This window comes from Gilliamella sp. B2785, from assembly GCF_026537005.1.
GTDB lineage: Bacteria > Pseudomonadota > Gammaproteobacteria > Enterobacterales > Orbaceae > Gilliamella > Gilliamella apicola_E.
Window position 1 is genome coordinate 207,881 of record NZ_JAFNNC010000001.1, and the last position, 18,114, is coordinate 225,994.

Below are 18,114 nucleotides of genomic sequence, written 5' to 3' on the forward strand. Positions count from 1 at the left end.
GAAATTAAAGCTTGATGATGAAAAAGCGACTGTCGGTTTAGCTAAGAGTCATTGTAGTATGGGTGCTCAACATATTTCAATTGTATCTGAATCAGGAATGTATACTTTAGTTTTAAGATGTCGTGATGCTGTTAAAAACAATCACCGTACAATACTGATTTAGAAAATGCGCTACTAATGAATTGTTACCAATAATCCGAAAAATAGGATCATATTTTTTAACAAACAGCATTGAACAAAAACAAGTAATCAAACGCTCAGAACAAGAACGAGCATATCGTACTAACGAACATTATCAAGCTGTTTACACTAAATTATATGAAGCATTCAAAATTCCACGTTACCAAGATTTAACTGCAGAGCAATTTGATAATGCGATGAAGTTGCTGGTGGTGTTTCGAGCAAGAACGCTATAATCGATGACGACGAATTATATACTCGATCTAGACTATTAACTATTACCGTGCATATGAGAGAACAGATCCAACTTATTTATCCAGCATTGCAATCCATCGATTCTGGCTTTAAAGAACTTTTTTACTCAATGGCTGTTTAATTCCGTCGCGATATAGAAAATGCCCGACTACTATTAAACCAAGAAACCCAACATATTGTACTTGATCGCAATCATCCGCGCTGGCACTGATTTTTGCCAAAAATCAGAAATAAACCAATTACCCAGCAATAAACTAAAAAAGCCCGAAAGGGCTTGAAGTAATATGTTTTTAAATAATCGGTAATATTTTAATTTATTTATTATTTTCTTTTTTAACAGATTTCACTTTACTCTTTGATTTACTTTGAATCTTATTACAAACTGATTTTAACCCATCAATATGTTCATGCAGACTATCATGTATTTTTAACCACATAGGGTCTAAAATCACATCAATCCCTTCCCGTCTGGCGAGTTTAGATGCTGGAACAAAATCTGAATCACCAGTAAATAACACAATTTGTTTTACCAATTTTTTCAATGATAATGTAGTAATATCAACTCCCATCCTCATATCAACACCTTTTTGCCTAGTTGATATAGTGATATCATTTTCTGTCACAGAATCATACTTTCTTTTGTTTTTTAACAGATCATTAATAAAAGATGGCTTCAAAGTAAAACTCACATCACCAGATAAAACACCTAGTCTCAAAGCCACCTTTCTCTTTTTTCTCAAGGCTGCATGAAATTCATTTCGAAAAATAGCTTCTTTCGACTTAGAAAAATCAATACATTTATTAGTTAACGGATGATGTAATTTTTTAGAAATAGGCGAACAATCATAAACCAAGATACGATATAAATCACGATGTTCATAATAACCATCAGAAGAAGTGGAGTTTTTTAAACGGTGCTTTTGCTTTAAATGCAACAATGCGTAGCGACAAACTAAATCTGCTGCCCTTTTGGCATTATATGCATTATGAGGTTCTAGTGTACGAAATCGCTTAATAAAAAATGCAGCATCTACTAAGATAGCGGTAGACATTCATTACCCTCTACAAAGGAAAATCCCCGACGGATCGGCAAGTCATCAATGAGTTAGACATGCGTACTGCGACGGGGTCGATGCAATAATAATAGTATAACGCAAGTTATAATTCAACCTTTTGTTTAAAAAATTATCTGATATTTTAGGATATTTTTGTTCTTTATTGCTTAATCTTGGATCCCAATAGGCATCCATATGAACCATAAACTATTTAAATAAAGGCCAGTAGCTCCAATCGAGCATTGGTGCTACAGAAAATTTATTTAAGGTTGATTTCATTGATATACCGGTGATTAAAACTGTCTTTTTTGGTTATATTAAAATATTATTATACTTGGAACAACTTCATCTACACTCTTTAAACCTTCATTGTAAATACACTTTAGCCTTAATCAGGCATTAATCAGCTAATTTTAAGATGTTTAAAGTCTTTTTCTAATATCATTCCCAGTGGTACTAATTTCCCATTTAATTGTCTTACTCAAATGCACGTTAGAGCTAGTCTTTTCGTTATTTCAGGGGGCACCTTAGAATGATGTGATTAATATAAAAGTTAACCATGTACAATTCTTAAACAAATTTACATCGACATAGGTAAATAACGTGTTATTCTGACTTGCATTTTTTTAAATATAATAATTGGTAGTGATAGGAATGGAAATGTTAACAGATAATACAGATACTATTTTAATTAAATCAACAGAATTGTTAAAAAGCCAATTGAGATTTATTGGGATTATGCAACAAATCTTTGGCGTAGTAAATATTGTTTTAGGTGCAATTAGCTGTTTAGGTATAATTACAGCTATTGTTGGTATTCCAGTAATAATCAACGGAGTTAAACTTTTTCAATCCGGTAGTGCATTTAGTCTAGCAGCAGCCCTCGGTAGAGGAGAAGACTTTACTGAAGCTATCAGAAATTTACATGGGTATTGGAAATATGTATTAATTGGAATTATATGTACAGTTATTCTTTTCTTTATCTACTTTTTAATCATCTTTTCAATCATTGCTTCTGTAGCTAATCACTAATAATTTCCACAGTAGTAATTTATCGAATTAAATAAATAAAAACCTCGCAGAATGACGAGGTTTTTTTGAAAATTATATTCCGATTGTTACTCTTCAGGGGCTTGTGGCGGACGTGAACTATTCGGTTGATCATCATCAGATTTTATATTAATTGGGTCTGAAATACCCTGTTGGTTCATCTCTTCTAAAGATAAAGAACCTTCTAAAGAGGAAGTTTTAATATCAGTAACTATACCCATCTCATTAAAGTAAATAGCATAATTAATTTGGCTTAATTTTCCATGTTGAGGTTGTTGACGGAAAACATAGTACCAAACATTACCACCAAAAGCTGAAGTTAACATTGGCGAGCCCATAATAAATACGACCTGATCTTTGGATTGACCAACTTGTAATAATTCAATCGCTTCTGGAGAGATATAATTACCTTGATTGATATCAGGTCTATAAACTAAACGGTCAACAAGTGAACAACCAGTTATCGATATACTAGTCACAATTGCAAGCGGAATAAGTTTGAAAAACGACATCTAAATTAATCCATTCAAATATATAATGTCGCTTATTATCGCTGATATTTTGACTAAGCGCTAGATAAAATAAAAAAAACTTTAGGTAATAGGATATAAAATGTTTGCTTATATTGATGATAATTAACAACTGTTAATATTTTACTTTTTATCTCGAATGTTAATGCTCTATAATAAAAAACTATTCTCAACAAATGACAGGTAAAAAATGAAATTAGATACAATTGAGCAAAAAGCAAGTTATGCAATTGGACTTCAAATTGGCCAACAGCTAAAAGAATCTGGCTTACATAATTTAGAGTTAAATGCATTAAAACTTGCTATGGAAGATGTGCTAAGCGGTAATCAACCGGCTTTACCTTTACAAGAATTACATGATGCCCTTCGTCATGTTCATGAAGAAGCAGCTAAAGAAAAAGCTAAACAAGCTGAAAAAATTGCCCAAGCAGGTAAAGACTTTTTAGCTGAGAATCTAAAAAAAGATGGCATCAAATCGACTGAATCTGGTTTACAATACGAAATTATTAAACAAGGTGATGGTGCATTCCCTAAAGCAACAGACCGTGTTCGAGTCCATTATACTGGACAGTTAATTGATGGTACGGTATTCGATAGCTCAGTTGAAAGAGGACAGCCAGCTGAATTCCCTGTCAATGGTGTGATTCGCGGTTGGGTTGAAGCATTACAATTAATGCCAGAAGGTTCAAAATGGCGTTTATATATTCCTCAAGAATTAGCCTATGGCTCGCAAGGGGCTGGCGCTTCGATTCCTCCTTATAGTGCATTAATTTTCGATGTAGAATTATTAAAAGTGCTATAAGTTTATATGGGCGCATTCGCGTCCCTATTATCAAGTTCAATCGCAAATCAATTGCTTTATTTGATCTCTCAATATTTCGCAATAAAAAGTGGATATACTAAGAAAGTATTATCTATAATGTAAAACAACGCTTTTTGACTAAAGTGTAAATCATCAATAATAGGCAAAAATGCCCCCTTCAAATCAATCCTCTTAAAAATATGGTTAAAAGTGCCGTCTTATGGCATCCGTTATTGCTATTTAGTTTCGACTTAGTCTCATAAAGTATGAAATGTATATCATTTTGTTTAAGTATATAACTTGAAAGTTTTCCGCTATAATAATTTGTTATAAATATCTGATAAAAAAGTTAAGGAAAGTTATATGGCTACAAGTATGATTCGTATCGCTATTGCTGGCGCTGGTGGAAAAATGGGGCGACAGCTTATTCAATCTGTGTCACAAATAGAAGGGGTTACATTAGGTGCCGCATTTGAACGAGAAGGATCATCATTGGTCGGTAGCGATGCTGGTGAACTTGCCGGAATTGGGGCCTGTGGAATTAAAGTGACTGATAATCTACAACAGGCAAAAGACCAATTTGATGTATTAATCGATTTTACTCGTCCTGAAGGCACACTTGCTCATTTAGCTTTTTGTACAGACAATAAGAAAATGATGATTATCGGTACAACAGGATTTGATGAAGCAGGAAAAAAAGCTATTGCAACAGCCTCTAAGCAAATTGCTATTGTATTTGCTGCAAATTTCAGCGTTGGCGTGAATTTAGTGCTCAAGTTACTTGAAAAAGCGACTAAAATTATGGGTAGTTATACTGATATCGAAATTATAGAAGCACATCATCGTCATAAAGTTGACGCACCTTCTGGCACCGCACTAGCTATGGGCGAAGCAATTGCTGATACTTTAGGCTGCGATTTGAACGACCGCGCAGTTTATTGCCGTGAAGGACATACCGGTGAAAGACCAAAAGGCGCTATTGGATTTGCAACTATTCGTGCTGGTGATATTGTTGGTGAGCATACGGCTATTTTTGCCGATATTGGCGAAAGAGTCGAAATTAGCCATAAAGCCTCAAGCCGAATGACGTTCGCCAATGGTGCAGTCCGTGCTGCATTATGGCTTGCTGAGCAACCTGAAGGACTTTATGATATGCGCGATGTGCTTAATTTAAACAATCTATAATATTGAGTATGTTAGATGAAATTTGGATGCGACGAGCATTAGAATTAGCAAAACACGCAGAATCACTAGGCGAAATTCCTGTTGGAGCGGTTATTGTTGATGAACATAACCAAATCATTGGTGAAGGTTATAACCAATCAATAATTAATCATAATCCAACTGCTCATGCGGAAATTATGGCAATAAAACAAGCCGGTCAGCATAAAAAGAATTACCGATTAGTAAATACAACTTTATATGTCACCCTTGAACCTTGTATCATGTGTGCGGGTGCAATCATTCATAGTCGCATCAAGCGTGTGGTCTATGGAGCAAGTGATTTTAAAACTGGTGCGGCAGGTTCTTACATTGATATTCTTTCCCGAACAGGAATTAATCATTATGCTCAAATCATTGGTGGCGTATTGGCTGATGAGTGTAGTTCAATGTTAAGCGCTTTTTTTCAGAAGCGCCGCCAACAAAAAAAGCAAAATAAACAATCAATCCTCAAAACAATTGAAGATTAATTTAATATTTAAAAGAAAATTCTTTTAATCATTTCTTAATTATTTGATAAAAAATTAGTTTAGTTATTCTTTTTACCTATGAAAATTGTTAAAATCTGTTCTGATTTTTTTAAAGTACACTGAGCATTATTGATGAAAAAGCACACATTAGAAACGATGATATCGGCTGAAGATATCCAAACACGAGTAAGTAAATTAGGACAACAAATTAGCCAAGATTATGCTCAAAGTCAAAACGAGCTTATATTAGTTGGTTTGTTAAGAGGTTCGTTTATTTTTATGGCTGATTTAAGCCGTGCTATTACTGTTGGGCATGAAGTTGATTTTATGACGGCTTCGAGTTATGGCAATGCGGTGGTAAGTAATAGAGATGTTAAAATATTAAAAGATTTAGATGAAGATATTCGCGATAAAGATGTGTTAATTGTCGAAGATATTATTGATACAGGTAATACGCTTAGCAAAGTGATGGCAATACTTAAGTTGCGTCATCCGCGTAGTATTGAAATTTGTACATTACTAGACAAACCATCTCGGCGTGAAGTAGCAGTACCTGTTAAATATATTGGATTTTCCATCCCTGATGAGTTTGTGGTTGGTTATGGTATCGATTATGCACAACATTACCGCCACTTACCTTATATTGGACATGTGAAATTACTTGAATCTTAAACATTATCGAGGTGTATGTGTTACGATTTTCTCGCTCATTATGCTTACTTTTAATGGTTACGACAGCATCAACTTATGCAGATATGAAGTTATCCATTAAAGGATTGTCTGGAGAGCTTGAAGAAAATGTTGACGCACGCCTTTCTTTAATTACGCCCGATAAGATTAATAATACGCCAAATTTCAAACGTTATTTTGAGAGTGAAACGCAAAAAGCATTACGTGCTTTAGGTTATTATTCCCCTACTTTTGAATATGATGAAACCGATCCTAAAGTATTAGCAGTAAAAATAACTCCTGGACAGCCTGTCAGAATAAAACAATTAAATATCAATCTGAATGGTGAAGGGAAACAAGATAAAGATTTTCAAGAATTAATGGCGACACAATTACCTAAAATTGGTGATGTGTTGAACCATGGCACTTATGAGAATTTCAAGAAAGGATTACAAAGCATATCGTTAAAAAAAGGGTACTTTGACGCAGATATGCCTACTCATCAATTGGCGATAGCTCAATTTGATCATCAAGCTTTTTGGAATATAGACTTTAATACAGGTAAGCGTTACAAATTTAGTAAAGTCAATTTTCCTAATGCAAAAATCCGTCAGGATTATCTTCAAAATATTGTACCGTTTAAAGAAGGTGATGAATACTCTGCTGAAGATTTATCTTTATTAAATCGCCGTCTTAGTTCAACTAACTGGTTTAATTCTGTTGTGGTTACACCAGATTTTCCTCATCTTACAGCAGATAAAGCATTACCCATTGAAGTTGCAACAACACCTAGAAAAAGAAATGCAATGGACTTAGGTTTAGGCTTTTCAACCGATAATGGTGTGCATGGTAAAATTGGTTGGAATAAACCTTGGATTAATAGCCGAGGACAGAGTTTTCAAAGTAGCTTATCCCTCTCATCGCCTGAACAGATTATTACGATGAGCTATAAAATCCCATTGAAAAAAAATCCGATTGAACAATATTATACTATCCAAGGTGGTTATAAGAAAATCGATAATAACGATACCTATTCTCGATCTTATACATTTGGCGTGCTTCGTAATTGGGATAACTTTGATGGTTGGCAAACAGCATTAGGCTTAAATATGTTGCGGGACAACTTCACTCAAGGTGATGACAGTTACAAAACCAACTTATATTATCCATCAGTTAGTATTTCGCGTGTTCGTAATGATGGTAAGTTATTGCCTATGTGGGGGGATTCTCAACGTTTTTCAATTGAAGGCGGTGCTGATGCGTTAGGATCTGATATCAATTTAGTGCGTTTTCAAACGCAACAAACTTGGATTCGTTCAATAAATCAATCTCATCGATTCATTGCTAGAGGTAATTTCGGCATTATCCAAGCCAGTAACTTTGAACGAGTTCCGCCCTCTTTCAGATTTTTTGCTGGTGGTGACCGAAGCATCCGCGGATATAGTTACCAATCCATATCACCTAAAGATAAAAAAGGTAAATTAAAAGGCGCGTCAAAACTGATAACCGGTTCTGCTGAATATCAATACAATGTTACTGGTTCTTGGTGGGGAGCGGCATTTATTGACACGGGTGAAGCGATAGATAAAGTCGATAAAGCTAAGTTTTATACAGGTACAGGCTTAGGTGTTCGATGGGCTTCACCGGTAGGCCCAATTAAGTTCGATTTAGCAACACCTCTAAACAAAAAAGATAAAGGCTCAATACATCTATATATTGGTTTGGGAAGCGAATTATAAAATGGCAAAAAATCCAAATAGAGTAAAAAAAGCTGAAAAAATAAAGCGAATCCGAAAGTGGAAAAAACGCAGTATTGTCGTGTTATCCATTTTTGTTTTTCTCATCACCTTTATTATTTTGATGATCTATACCAGTTTAGGTGTAAAACTAACAACTTACGTACTTAATAAGTTTTTACCAGAATTAAAAATTGAACAAATAGATGGCACTTTTCATAATTTACACCTTCAAGGGCTGTCATTAGAACTTCCGGGCATTGATGTTAAAGTAAAAGATGCAAAATTCAAATTGAATGGTTCATGTTTGATTCAAACCAAAATTTGTGTCAAACAGTTTGATGCTGATGGTGTAAGCGTTATTATTGATACTGACAAAATCAATCGTTCACCAGATGAACCTATTCCCGAAAAACGAGAAACAATTAGTACACCACTACCAATTGATCTTAAGCAGACCCATATCACTAATGTCAATGTAAAAGTCAATGATATGCAATTTGGCATGTCAGACTTTACAGGTAAAGCTAGATGGGTAAATGAAAAAATTTATGTTTATCCATCAGTTGCTATGGATTTATCAGCTATCTTTGCCGATACTGATGATAATAAATCAATTACTACTTCAAATGATGATTTACCATTAAATCAAAAAATTAACCAAATATTTAATCAACCTCTAATTACGTCACTACCACAAGTTAATATTCCATTAGATTTTGATGTTACTAGTTTAACCGGTAACAATTGGTTGCTACATATTGGTGGTCAAGATTACCATTTCAACCAGGTTAGTATTAAAACGGATATGATTAATAATCATATTATTGTAAAACAAGTTGAAACTGATGCTATAACACCATATGCCAATGGGCATGCTTTTGTATCAGGGCAGATTACCTTAGGCGATGATTGGCCTATTTTTGCTTTAGTGAAAGTGGATACTGAAAGTAATCATCTCAATGGAGAGTTTTCAGGAAAATTATTAGGTCAATTGTCCACTTACACCAATATTAACGGATTGAATCAAATTACTATTGATGGGCAAATTAACTTTATTGAGAAATATTTACCATTAATGGCTAAAATCAATGGTAAACATATTCAATGGCCAATTGAAGGTAAGCCACAATATCAGTTTAATAATTTTGATATCGCACTAGATGGAATTACCGAAAAATATAATATGCTAGCCAAAGGCGATATTAAAGGTGAAGGTTTACCTGATACCAGTTTCGACGTTGTTGGTAATGGCACAAATCAATCAGCATCCTTTGATCATGCTAATATTAAATTACCTCAAGGTAGCATTAATATTACAGGTTATTTAGATTGGCAAAAAGCTTTAAAATGGGATACTAATATAAAATTAGATAATGTTGATCTTACTAAAGAATTACCTGCCTACCCTATTCGTTTAGCCGGACAATTAAAAACCACAGGGGCATTCGATAAGGACTCATGGCAATTAAATATACCGGATATGCAGTTAAAGGGTAATATAAAACAAGCAAACTTTTCAGCTAATGGTAATTTGTTTGCCGATTCTAACCACTCTATATCAGCCAATAACCTTGAAATGGTTTGGGGTAAAAACCAAATTAACATCAATGGTTCTACAGATAAGGGAAATTTGAATGCGCAACTTAATTTAAGTGCTTTATCATTACTGGCTGATAATCTCAATGGTGCTGTTGTAGGTAATATTAAAATGACAGGAAATAGTGCTTCCCCTGTTATTAATACAAATTTAAATATTAACGCATTAAGTTATGAATCTATTTCGATAGCCAAAGCAAACCTAACTGGCAAAGTTCAATATACCAATCAATTTAGTGGTCAATTGAATCTAGTTGGTCAAAATATCGATATTGCAAGTGAAAGTATCAAAAAAGCTAACATAGAACTTTCAGGTAATGAAGCTCATCACACTTTAACCATCAATCTTGATGGTAGCCCTCTTTCCATGACAACTTCTTTAACTGGTGAACTTGATAAAGAACATACTATATGGACTGGAAATATACCACGTAGTTTAATAACATTAGGTGATAAGAGCCGTTGGCAATTAACCAAGCCGATCAGTCTTTCTTATGATATCACTAAAGAAATTCCAACTATTGGCGCTCATTGTTGGCGTGATAATATTTCAAGTATCTGTTTAGATAAATCATTTTCTATTGCGCCAAATAATGAAACATCAATTACATTAAAAGATATTGATCTGGCTAAGTTACCTATTCCAAATGATGGTGAAACTAAAATTGATGGTTTCATAAATGGAAAGGCAAATATTAAATTTGATGACTCAAGCAAAATTCCAAGTATCAAAGCAAATATAACTAGTAATAAAGTTTATGTTAAACAAATGATCACTAATCAAGCTTTGCCGATTCCATTTGATTTATTCAATATCAATGCAGAATTTAATGAGCAACAAGCTAAGCTAGATTGGCGTTTTAGTTTAAATAAATTAGGAAAGATCACTGGTGATTTATTAATTAAAGATCCTACCGCCAAAAAAGAGTTAAGTGGCCAATTGAATATTGACAATTTGGCATTAGCGATTGTGAATCCGTTATTGAGTAAAGATGAATATGCCAAAGGCGCTATCAATGGTAATATCAAATTCTCTGGCTCATTAATGGACCCAATCTTAAATGGTGGCATCAATTTAAGACATAGTGATATTAAGACTTATCAATTACCAATTGATGTAAAATCCGCTATGGTTGATATTAAATTTAATGGTAAATCATCAACATTAAAAGGTGTATTAGTAACTAAATCTGGAAATATCAATATTAATGGCCAAGCTAGTTGGAATAACTTCGAAAAATGGCAAGCTAATATAACTGTAAATGGTGCCGCTATGGAGGTTACTGTACCGCCAATGATTGTTATGTCTGTCATTCCAGACATTAAGATCGAGGCAACGCAAGATGAACTAACGGTACTTGGTAAAGTTTCAATTCCAAAAGGTAAAATTACGGTTGATTCACTTCCGCCTTCAAGTATTGATGTTTCTCCTGATGAAGTAATGTTGGATAGGAACTATAAACAAATTCAACCACAAAACTTTGGTATGAAAATTAATAGTCATATCGAAATCAATATTGGTGATAACGTCACGGTCGATGCATTTGGATTAAAAGCATCATTAAAAGGGAAATTGATCGCTACACAGACTAATAAAGGGTTGGATTTACATGGTGAAATTCTTATTCCTAATGGTCGATTCCATGCCTATGGACAAGATTTAATTATCCACAAAGGAGTTGTCACTTTTTCAGGACCAACCGATCAAGCTATCTTAGACATAGAAGCAATAAGAAATCCTGACTCAATGGATAATAGCAATATTACTGCAGGGATTCGAGTTAAAGGATCTACAGAAGATCCTAAGATCGAAATATTTTCTGATCCAGCTATGTCACAACAAGAAGCACTTTCTTATTTAATTCGAGGTCAAGGTCTTGATAGCTCCGATCAGAGTGACAACGATATGATGACGGCATTTTTAGTTGGTGTTGGGACAGCAAAAACAGGAAAATTCATCGGTGATATAGGTAATGCTTTTGGAATTAAAAATCTAACTTTAGATACTCAAGGAGCAGGTAATAATTCAAAAGTGGTAGTAAGTGGCTATATTTTACCTAATCTACAATTAAAATACGGTGTAGGTATTTTTGACTCATTAGCAACCTTTACCTTACGATATAGACTTTTACCAAATTTATACGTGGAAGCTGCTTCTGGTCTAGCACAAACTTTAGATCTTATTTATCAATTTGAATTTAATTAATTTCAAACTCTAATTTAGTTTGTCAAAATTGGCAAACTAAATTAAGATTTACTGCCAATAAGCATTTCTCGCTTAACCCCAAATCCCTTATGTTTTTTGACATTAAAACCTGCATTGATTAAATTACGTCGAACAAAGCCTGCCGCTGTAAAAGTAGCAAAAGAACCTCCTTCATTCGTTAAGTCATAGCACTTTTTAAAAAGCGATTCCGACCACATTTCAGGATTCTTTGCAGGTGAAAAACCATCAAAAAACCAAACATCAATCAAACAATTTTGTTGTTTTAAAAACTTTGGATAGTGAGTGATATCGTCATAACAAATAACTAAATGAGTATCATCTAAAACGATACTTTGAGACTCGTTTAAAGAATCTCTTAATTGTTTGGCTAGTAAACTCAAAGAATCATTACTGTTGATTATTTTACTATGAACTTTTGACATTTCTTTTTCAGATAAAGGATATTTTTCAACACTAAAAAAATCCAATCTTTTAAGAGGACTATTAGGTTTATTCTCTCTAAATTGTTTGAACATTTGCCAAGCAATTAAAAAACTTAGACCTGTACCAAAACCTGTTTCTGCTATAGTGAAGCTTTCGCGCTGATGTTGTAAAAAACGCTCATATAAACTATTTCCTTCAATGAACACATAACGTGTTTCATCGATTGCGCCGTTGGTATTAAAATAGATATCATCAAAATAACGAGAAATTGGGGTTTGATTTTCATCCCAAATGATTGTTGATTCGTGCATAAACATCCTTCAAAGCGATATTTAACAAACTGTATATTCTTATAGATTACGTATATAATACGCCAAGTTAACTTATGAGGTAAATTATGGTTTTTCTTTTTCGCTTAATCATCGTGTTATTTATTGGTATTTTAACTTGTGTACTAGGCGTTATTTTTTGCTTATTCAATCCTCGCAACCCCAAAAATGTGGCTCGATTTGCCCATCTTTTCAGCTTTTTCTTTAAACCAATATTAGGAGTAAAAGTCGATACTCGTAAATACCCCGAAATTGAAAATTTAGGTAGCTGTGTATTTATTGCTAATCACCAAAATAATTATGATATGGTTGTCGCTGCTGATATTGTACAGCCTAAAACAGTTACAGTAGGCAAAAAAAGTCTTGCTTTGATTCCATTCTTTGGTCAACTTTATTACCTTACAGGAAATATTTTGATTGACCGTAACAATAAATCAAAAGCTCGTGATACGATTAATTTGGTCGTTAAAGAAATAAAAAAACGTGGTATATCAATTTGGATGTTTCCTGAAGGAACCCGTAGTAAAGGGCGAGGTTTGTTACCCTTTAAAACAGGCGCATTTAAAGCAGCTATTGCAGCTGGAGTCCCTATTGTGCCAATTTGTGTATCGGATACGAATAACATTAAGCTAAATCGCCTCAATAATGGTCATATGATTGTCGAAATGCTCTCGCCTATTGAGACAAAAAATTTACGTAAAGAAGATGCAAGAACTTTGATGGAACAATGTTATCAACAAATGTCAGAAAAAATTGCTCAGATTAATTTAGAAGTAACTAAATTAAATAATAAATATGACTGTTAACGATCGTAATTTTGATGATATTAGCCATAAATTTGCCAAAAATATTTATGGTACAACTAAAGGCAAAATCCGAGAAGCTATTGTTTGGCAAGAACTTGAAAACATATTAGCCAAATATCCTAAACCTATCAACATCCTTGACGCTGGTGGTGGTCAAGGACAAATAGCGTGTAGACTTGCCAAATTAGGACACAATATAACTGTTTGTGATATTTCCAAACAAATGCTGGATTTAGCTAGCCATCAAGCGCAGCAAGAAAATTTAACCTTAAACTTTATTCATTGTTCAATTCAAAATCTTGATAAGTTTATCGATCAACCTTTTGATCTTGTGATTTGCCATGCTGTATTAGAGTGGGTAGCTGATCCTGTACAGATAATCCAATCTTTAAAAAGACATCTAAAAAAAGAGGGTTATTTATCTTTAATGTTTTATAACTATCATGGGCTATTATTTAAAACGGTGACATTAGGTAATTTTGGATATACTCAATCAGGACTTGCTAAACGCAAAAAGAAAACCTTATCGCCTGATTATCCTCGTGATCCAAATCAAGTGTATCAATGGCTAATTGAACAAAGTTTTGAGATTACGAATAAAACAGGAATCCGAGTCTTTCATGACTATTTAACTAATAAGTCAAAAGCAGAAACTCATTTTGATCAGTTATTAGAAATTGAAAAACAATACTGCCAAAGCGAACCTTATATTAACTTAGCTAGATATATTTTAGTTACTGCAAAATTATTAAATTGAAATTTATAGAAGATATTAAGGATAGCATATTCCTTTACGCTATCCTTTTTTATTTTAAAAGAAAATTGCATTAACAACTAATAATGTAACCGTTCCTGCAGCCCAAAGAACTGTAGTTGTCATACTCCAAACTTTAATTTGTTCTTTAACTTCTGTAACCCCTAATGAACGATTAACCACCCAAAAGTATGCATCATTGAAGTGAGAGAACATAAATGATCCAATTGAGCACCCTAACCCTGCCATAATTGGATTTACACCTAGTGTCCCAATCATTGGGGCAGTAATACTTGCTGCTGTAATCATTGCAACCACACCTGATCCTTGTATTAATCGAATCAAAGTCGAGATTGTCAACGGTAACAAAATACCTGGGACTCCAATTTGAACAATATACTCTGCGATTATTTGCCCTGTCCCTGAATCACGCAACACCATTCCTAATGCGCCACCGCCACCAATGACAAGCAATATAATACCTGCTGATCGAATTGAATTTTCCATTTGATGTACAACATCTTTTCTTGGGAATGAATTGGTTAAGGCCATAATTGCAATTAATAGCCCAATTCCAACAGCAACAATTGGGTGCCCGATAGTTTTTAACATAATAGCAATAGAGTTATCCCATTTCATTTCATTAACTAATGTCGCAGTTAATATCAGAATAATTGGAGTAACTATTGGTGCAAAAGATGCTAATGCGCTTGGTAATTGTTGGTCATCTTGTATATTTTGTGATGTAACAGTTAAGCGTTCCCGTGTGAAGTTTTCACCATCTTCAGTTGGAATTTGATAAATGCTACGACCCACATGACGAGTATAAATAAATCCAGCAATAGTAATAGGTATAGCTACAACCATTGCCCATAGCATATATTCACCTAGTCCAATACCAAACTGAGAAACAACACCAAATGGCCCAACTGCTGGCGGGATCATACTATGACTAATAACTAATCCCATTGCTAATGTTGAACCAAGTCCCACAACGGACTTACCTGTACTACGAGAAATTGCTTTTACAAGAGGTAATAGGACAATAAATGCTGAATCACAAAAAACAGCTAAACTAACTAATAATCCTATAATAACTAGGGCTAATTCTTCTCTTCCTTTCCCTAATAAATTAATAAAAACTTGAGCCATTTTTTGTGCAGCACCACTCATCTGCAAAACAGACCCCATCATAACACCAAAACCAATTACAATTCCGATGTTACCAAGTGTGTTACCAAAGCCTTTACTAATTGTTGCTATCATAAACTCACCAGGCATTCCCCCTAATGATCCAGTAATTACAGCAGATATAATTAATGCAGGAAATGCTTGAATTCTTGTTTTTAAAATCATAAAAAGTAATAAAGTTATTGCAACAAGCAAACCAGCTACCATTCGCCAGCTACTTTTTTCAATACTATGTAAACTTCCTAAATAAAAAACAATTAATCCTACAACCACTAGAATAATGCCATTTAATAAGACATAAGGATAAAGTGATTTTTTATTATTTTCTTTTTTAGACATATGCAAACCCTCCTTCGACAATGATAATCACTATCGAAAAATAAATAGTTATAAGTATAAATACTTACTAACGTTTGAAATTTGGTGCGTAAAGCGCAGCTAAACGAATTGCTTCAATCAAACTAACTGGATTGGCTATTCCTTTACCGGCAATGTCATTTGCTGTGCCATGATCAACTGAAGTACGGAGAATAGGCATACCATTGGTAATTGAAATAGTACGATGAAAATCAACCATTTTCGTTGCAATATGACCTTGATCATGGTACGGAGATAACACTGCATCATATCCCCCACCCATGGCAAAATGGAAAACACTATCTGCCGGTTTCGGACCATTAATATCAATCCCTTGTTGTTTAGCCAACTCAATACCAGGTAATAGGACATCATCATCTTCATGACCAAAAAGACCATGCTCACCACAGTGAGGATTTATTCCTGCAACGGTCATTTTAGGTTTATCAATACCTAATTTGATTAATGCTTCATTACAACGGATAGCATAATCACATACTCTTTCTGGTGTTAATGATTCGATGGCTTTGATAAGAGCCAAATGGCGTGTTAGGAAAAAGACTCGTAAATCTCTAACTTGAAACATGGTTAAAGGATCTTTACTGCCAGTAAGGTCTGCTAATATCTCGGTATGACCGATATAATTAACATTTCCTGCTTTTAACGACTCTTTATTGATTGGTGTAGTTGCTATAGCATCAAGTTTCTTTTGCATAGCAAGCTCGGTTATAACTTTAATATAATTAAATGCAGCTTGCCCACATTGGCCTTCAATTTGACCAATTTTGAAAGTGTCATAATTTAATTGGCCACATTGAATAAGATTCAAAACATTAGGTTCATCTTGTATTTGTGAAAGATCAGTTATTTGATTGATATGTAAATTTACTTTGGAGAATTTACAGGCATCTTCTAATACTTTTTTATCACCAGTTACCACTACACATCCATATTTATACGTTTCTGGTGCAGCGATACTTTTAACAACAATTTCAGGACCGATTCCTGCTGGATCGCCCATAGGCACGCCAATTAAGCTACGATGGTTCATGTCTTACTCCTTTAACTTTTTTCAGAATTTATTAAACTCTATTTTTATTTATTAACTAAATTAACTCAGGGTTATTAATGCTTTAAACTTTCATGTGATGAAATTTTTGTACTCAGATAATCGATACAATGAACTAAAGTATTATCATTACCAACAAAACCACCTTTAGTTACAATCGAATAACCATCGCATTGTCCTCCAACCAAATGCCCGTATACCGTTAATGGCTCTACTTCATCTTTTAGCAAGAACCCACTACTGCCTAAGCGATTAACAACATTTACGGTTACATCACCTCCACTGGTATAAATGCCACGTATGATAGATTCAGGATGGAGTAATACCTGTGCAGTAATTTCAGCAATGGCTTGATTTAACGTGTTGCTAATTTCGCTCTTATTCATATTATGTTTAGTAGCGAGTTTATTTAAGTCACAGACATGCTCAGGCATTTCAACTGTATCAATACCAATAACATCAAATTGTTCGACTTTTTCTAACAATTTATCGACGATAGGTTTAGCTTTCTTAGTGTCTTTTGCAATCTCAATTAATTCATCGACTAAAACTGTTTCTAACCAAACTTTCCGGTCATATCTCAATTTTTTAATTTGTCTTTGAGTAAGATCCGAAACACTTCCTATTGCAACAAAGACTTTGTTTGCCATTTTTTTTTCAGACGAATAACGAAGATCTGCAAATTGCGCAGTAAATGGTCCAGGATCTACACAAAAAACAGGCAAATTAATATTATTAGCTGCTTGAGCGATAACGCTTATATCCGTATCTGTTGTTGCGTCAAATATGACAATTCGTCCTCCCTGTTGATATATTTGTTTTAACCGTTGCTCAATTCTATCTTTGCCTTCTAAAACATCCTTTAGTGCAATATGAGAAACTGGATAACGGGATTGACATCGAAATAATTCAATAATTGAAGACTCAGTCATCGGATTTTTAGGATCGTTACGCATCGCTGTATTTTGTAATGGAACGCCATTAACTAATAAAGAACCACCTACACAGATACGATCACTCGATGGGTAAACTGGAACAACTAAAGCCATTAAATTAGGATCATTATCAATAACGGCATCAACTTCTGCTCCTAGATTTCCTCGTAATGTTGAATCAATTCGTTTACTAATTAAAGGTTGATATTTACTAAATTGATTTATGCAATCAACAACACGCGAATATGCCTCTTTATAAGGTATTGAACGAGAATCTGTTGCAAACGAAATAACATCAAATTTGCTAAGATCTTCATTAAATTTTTCCAAACAAGTGATCGCGTTAAACCCTTTTTTGCTTAATAAAGCACATGTGGCATTAGCACCTGTTAAATCATCAGCTACAACGGCTACTTTCATATTTTTGCTTCCTCTCAAAAATTAAGTTCAGTTAAT

16 protein-coding genes are annotated in these 18,114 nt (G+C 34.0%); 10 read left to right on the plus strand and 6 right to left on the minus strand.

Features of this window, described 5'->3' with window-relative positions; all coding sequences use genetic code 11:
• Positions 1-182 precede the first annotated feature (182 nt).
• Positions 183-416: an ORF6C domain-containing protein gene (locus J3U24_RS00960; RefSeq protein ID WP_267336930.1), complete on the plus strand. Its 234-nt coding sequence runs from the start codon at positions 183-185 to the stop codon at positions 414-416.
• 333 nt (positions 417-749) lie between these two features.
• Here the strand turns inward: J3U24_RS00960 and J3U24_RS00965 are convergent, their stop codons facing one another.
• On the minus strand, positions 750-1,487 hold the full coding sequence (locus J3U24_RS00965; protein WP_267336931.1) for an NYN domain-containing protein: 738 nt from the start codon (positions 1,485-1,487) through the stop codon (positions 750-752).
• A 663-nt stretch (positions 1,488-2,150) separates the two neighbouring features.
• Here J3U24_RS00965 and J3U24_RS00970 point away from each other — a divergent pair.
• A complete protein-coding gene (locus tag J3U24_RS00970) occupies positions 2,151-2,522 on the plus strand; it encodes a DUF5362 family protein (protein ID WP_267336932.1) in 372 nt (123 codons plus the stop codon).
• 86 nt (positions 2,523-2,608) lie between these two features.
• On the opposite strand, the gene bamE is transcribed toward J3U24_RS00970, so the two are convergent.
• Positions 2,609-3,052: an outer membrane protein assembly factor BamE gene (bamE, locus tag J3U24_RS00975; protein WP_065563231.1), complete on the minus strand. Its 444-nt coding sequence runs from the start codon at positions 3,050-3,052 to the stop codon at positions 2,609-2,611.
• 208 nt (positions 3,053-3,260) lie between these two features.
• Here bamE and J3U24_RS00980 point away from each other — a divergent pair, with 208 nt between their 5' ends.
• The 6 genes from J3U24_RS00980 to J3U24_RS01005 all read left to right on the plus strand — a co-directional run bounded on the left by J3U24_RS00980 (position 3,261) and on the right by J3U24_RS01005 (position 11,773).
• Positions 3,261-3,872, plus strand: coding sequence for an FKBP-type peptidyl-prolyl cis-trans isomerase (locus J3U24_RS00980; protein ID WP_220224823.1), 612 nt, complete (start codon positions 3,261-3,263; stop codon positions 3,870-3,872).
• Between the two features lie 363 nt (positions 3,873-4,235).
• Positions 4,236-5,057 carry a 4-hydroxy-tetrahydrodipicolinate reductase gene (gene dapB / locus J3U24_RS00985; RefSeq protein ID WP_267336933.1) on the plus strand — a complete coding sequence of 274 codons (822 nt, stop codon included), beginning with the start codon at positions 4,236-4,238 and terminating at the stop codon, positions 5,055-5,057.
• Between the two features lie 8 nt (positions 5,058-5,065).
• A complete protein-coding gene (gene tadA, locus J3U24_RS00990; RefSeq protein WP_267336934.1) occupies positions 5,066-5,563 on the plus strand; it encodes a tRNA adenosine(34) deaminase TadA in 498 nt (165 codons plus the stop codon).
• A 132-nt stretch (positions 5,564-5,695) separates the two neighbouring features.
• On the plus strand, positions 5,696-6,235 hold the full coding sequence (gene hpt / locus J3U24_RS00995; protein ID WP_065563227.1) for a hypoxanthine phosphoribosyltransferase: 540 nt from the start codon (positions 5,696-5,698) through the stop codon (positions 6,233-6,235).
• A gap of 17 nt (positions 6,236-6,252) precedes the next feature.
• A complete protein-coding gene (locus tag J3U24_RS01000; protein WP_324123763.1) occupies positions 6,253-7,971 on the plus strand; it encodes an autotransporter assembly complex family protein in 1,719 nt (572 codons plus the stop codon).
• Position 7,972: 1 nt separating this feature from the next.
• Positions 7,973-11,773, plus strand: a complete 3,801-nt coding sequence (locus J3U24_RS01005; RefSeq protein WP_267336936.1) for a translocation/assembly module TamB domain-containing protein — start codon at positions 7,973-7,975, stop codon at positions 11,771-11,773.
• A 41-nt stretch (positions 11,774-11,814) separates the two neighbouring features.
• Here the strand turns inward: J3U24_RS01005 and mnmD are convergent, their stop codons facing one another.
• Positions 11,815-12,528 (minus strand): tRNA (5-methylaminomethyl-2-thiouridine)(34)-methyltransferase MnmD, encoded by a 714-nt coding sequence (gene mnmD / locus J3U24_RS01010; protein WP_267336937.1) that lies wholly within the window; start codon positions 12,526-12,528, stop codon positions 11,815-11,817.
• Positions 12,529-12,614: 86 nt separating this feature from the next.
• Between mnmD and J3U24_RS01015 the strand changes: the two genes are divergently transcribed.
• Both J3U24_RS01015 and cmoM read left to right on the plus strand, forming a co-directional pair.
• The gene (locus J3U24_RS01015; RefSeq protein ID WP_065734458.1) at positions 12,615-13,352 is read left to right on the plus strand and encodes a 1-acylglycerol-3-phosphate O-acyltransferase; all 738 of its coding nucleotides are present in this window, start codon (positions 12,615-12,617) and stop codon (positions 13,350-13,352) included.
• Positions 13,342-14,109: a tRNA uridine 5-oxyacetic acid(34) methyltransferase CmoM gene (gene cmoM, locus J3U24_RS01020; protein ID WP_267330236.1), complete on the plus strand. Its 768-nt coding sequence runs from the start codon at positions 13,342-13,344 to the stop codon at positions 14,107-14,109. The genes J3U24_RS01015 and cmoM overlap by 11 nt, the downstream gene beginning before the upstream one ends.
• 54 nt (positions 14,110-14,163) lie before the next feature.
• On the opposite strand, the gene J3U24_RS01025 is transcribed toward cmoM, so the two are convergent.
• From J3U24_RS01025 to J3U24_RS01035, 3 genes are all read right to left on the minus strand, one after another.
• Positions 14,164-15,504: a GntP family permease gene (locus J3U24_RS01025; RefSeq protein ID WP_065563268.1), complete on the minus strand. Its 1,341-nt coding sequence runs from the start codon at positions 15,502-15,504 to the stop codon at positions 14,164-14,166.
• A gap of 199 nt (positions 15,505-15,703) precedes the next feature.
• A complete protein-coding gene (pdxA, locus tag J3U24_RS01030; RefSeq protein WP_267336938.1) occupies positions 15,704-16,705 on the minus strand; it encodes a 4-hydroxythreonine-4-phosphate dehydrogenase PdxA in 1,002 nt (333 codons plus the stop codon).
• A 74-nt stretch (positions 16,706-16,779) separates the two neighbouring features.
• Complete coding sequence (locus tag J3U24_RS01035) at positions 16,780-18,078, minus strand: four-carbon acid sugar kinase family protein (protein ID WP_267330234.1); 1,299 nt, start codon at positions 18,076-18,078, stop codon at positions 16,780-16,782.
• Between the last annotated feature and the right edge of the window lie 36 nt (positions 18,079-18,114).

Excerpts from the sequence above, each read along its gene's own strand:
- J3U24_RS00965 (WP_267336931.1), bottom strand. The coding sequence starts at position 1,487 with ATGTCTACCGCTATCTTAGTAGATGCTGCATTTTTTATTAAGCGATTT.
- J3U24_RS00970 (WP_267336932.1), top strand. The coding sequence starts at position 2,151 with ATGTTAACAGATAATACAGATACTATTTTAATTAAATCAACAGAATTG.
- bamE (WP_065563231.1), bottom strand. The coding sequence starts at position 3,052 with ATGTCGTTTTTCAAACTTATTCCGCTTGCAATTGTGACTAGTATATCG.
- J3U24_RS00980 (WP_220224823.1), top strand. The coding sequence starts at position 3,261 with ATGAAATTAGATACAATTGAGCAAAAAGCAAGTTATGCAATTGGACTT.
- dapB (WP_267336933.1), top strand. The coding sequence starts at position 4,236 with ATGGCTACAAGTATGATTCGTATCGCTATTGCTGGCGCTGGTGGAAAA.
- tadA (WP_267336934.1), top strand. The coding sequence starts at position 5,066 with ATGTTAGATGAAATTTGGATGCGACGAGCATTAGAATTAGCAAAACAC.
- hpt (WP_065563227.1), top strand. The coding sequence starts at position 5,696 with ATGAAAAAGCACACATTAGAAACGATGATATCGGCTGAAGATATCCAA.
- J3U24_RS01005 (WP_267336936.1), top strand. The coding sequence starts at position 7,973 with ATGGCAAAAAATCCAAATAGAGTAAAAAAAGCTGAAAAAATAAAGCGA.
- mnmD (WP_267336937.1), bottom strand. The coding sequence starts at position 12,528 with ATGCACGAATCAACAATCATTTGGGATGAAAATCAAACCCCAATTTCT.
- J3U24_RS01015 (WP_065734458.1), top strand. The coding sequence starts at position 12,615 with ATGGTTTTTCTTTTTCGCTTAATCATCGTGTTATTTATTGGTATTTTA.
- cmoM (WP_267330236.1), top strand. The coding sequence starts at position 13,342 with ATGACTGTTAACGATCGTAATTTTGATGATATTAGCCATAAATTTGCC.
- J3U24_RS01025 (WP_065563268.1), bottom strand. The coding sequence starts at position 15,504 with ATGGTAGCTGGTTTGCTTGTTGCAATAACTTTATTACTTTTTATGATT.
- pdxA (WP_267336938.1), bottom strand. The coding sequence starts at position 16,705 with ATGAACCATCGTAGCTTAATTGGCGTGCCTATGGGCGATCCAGCAGGA.
- J3U24_RS01035 (WP_267330234.1), bottom strand. The coding sequence starts at position 18,078 with ATGAAAGTAGCCGTTGTAGCTGATGATTTAACAGGTGCTAATGCCACA.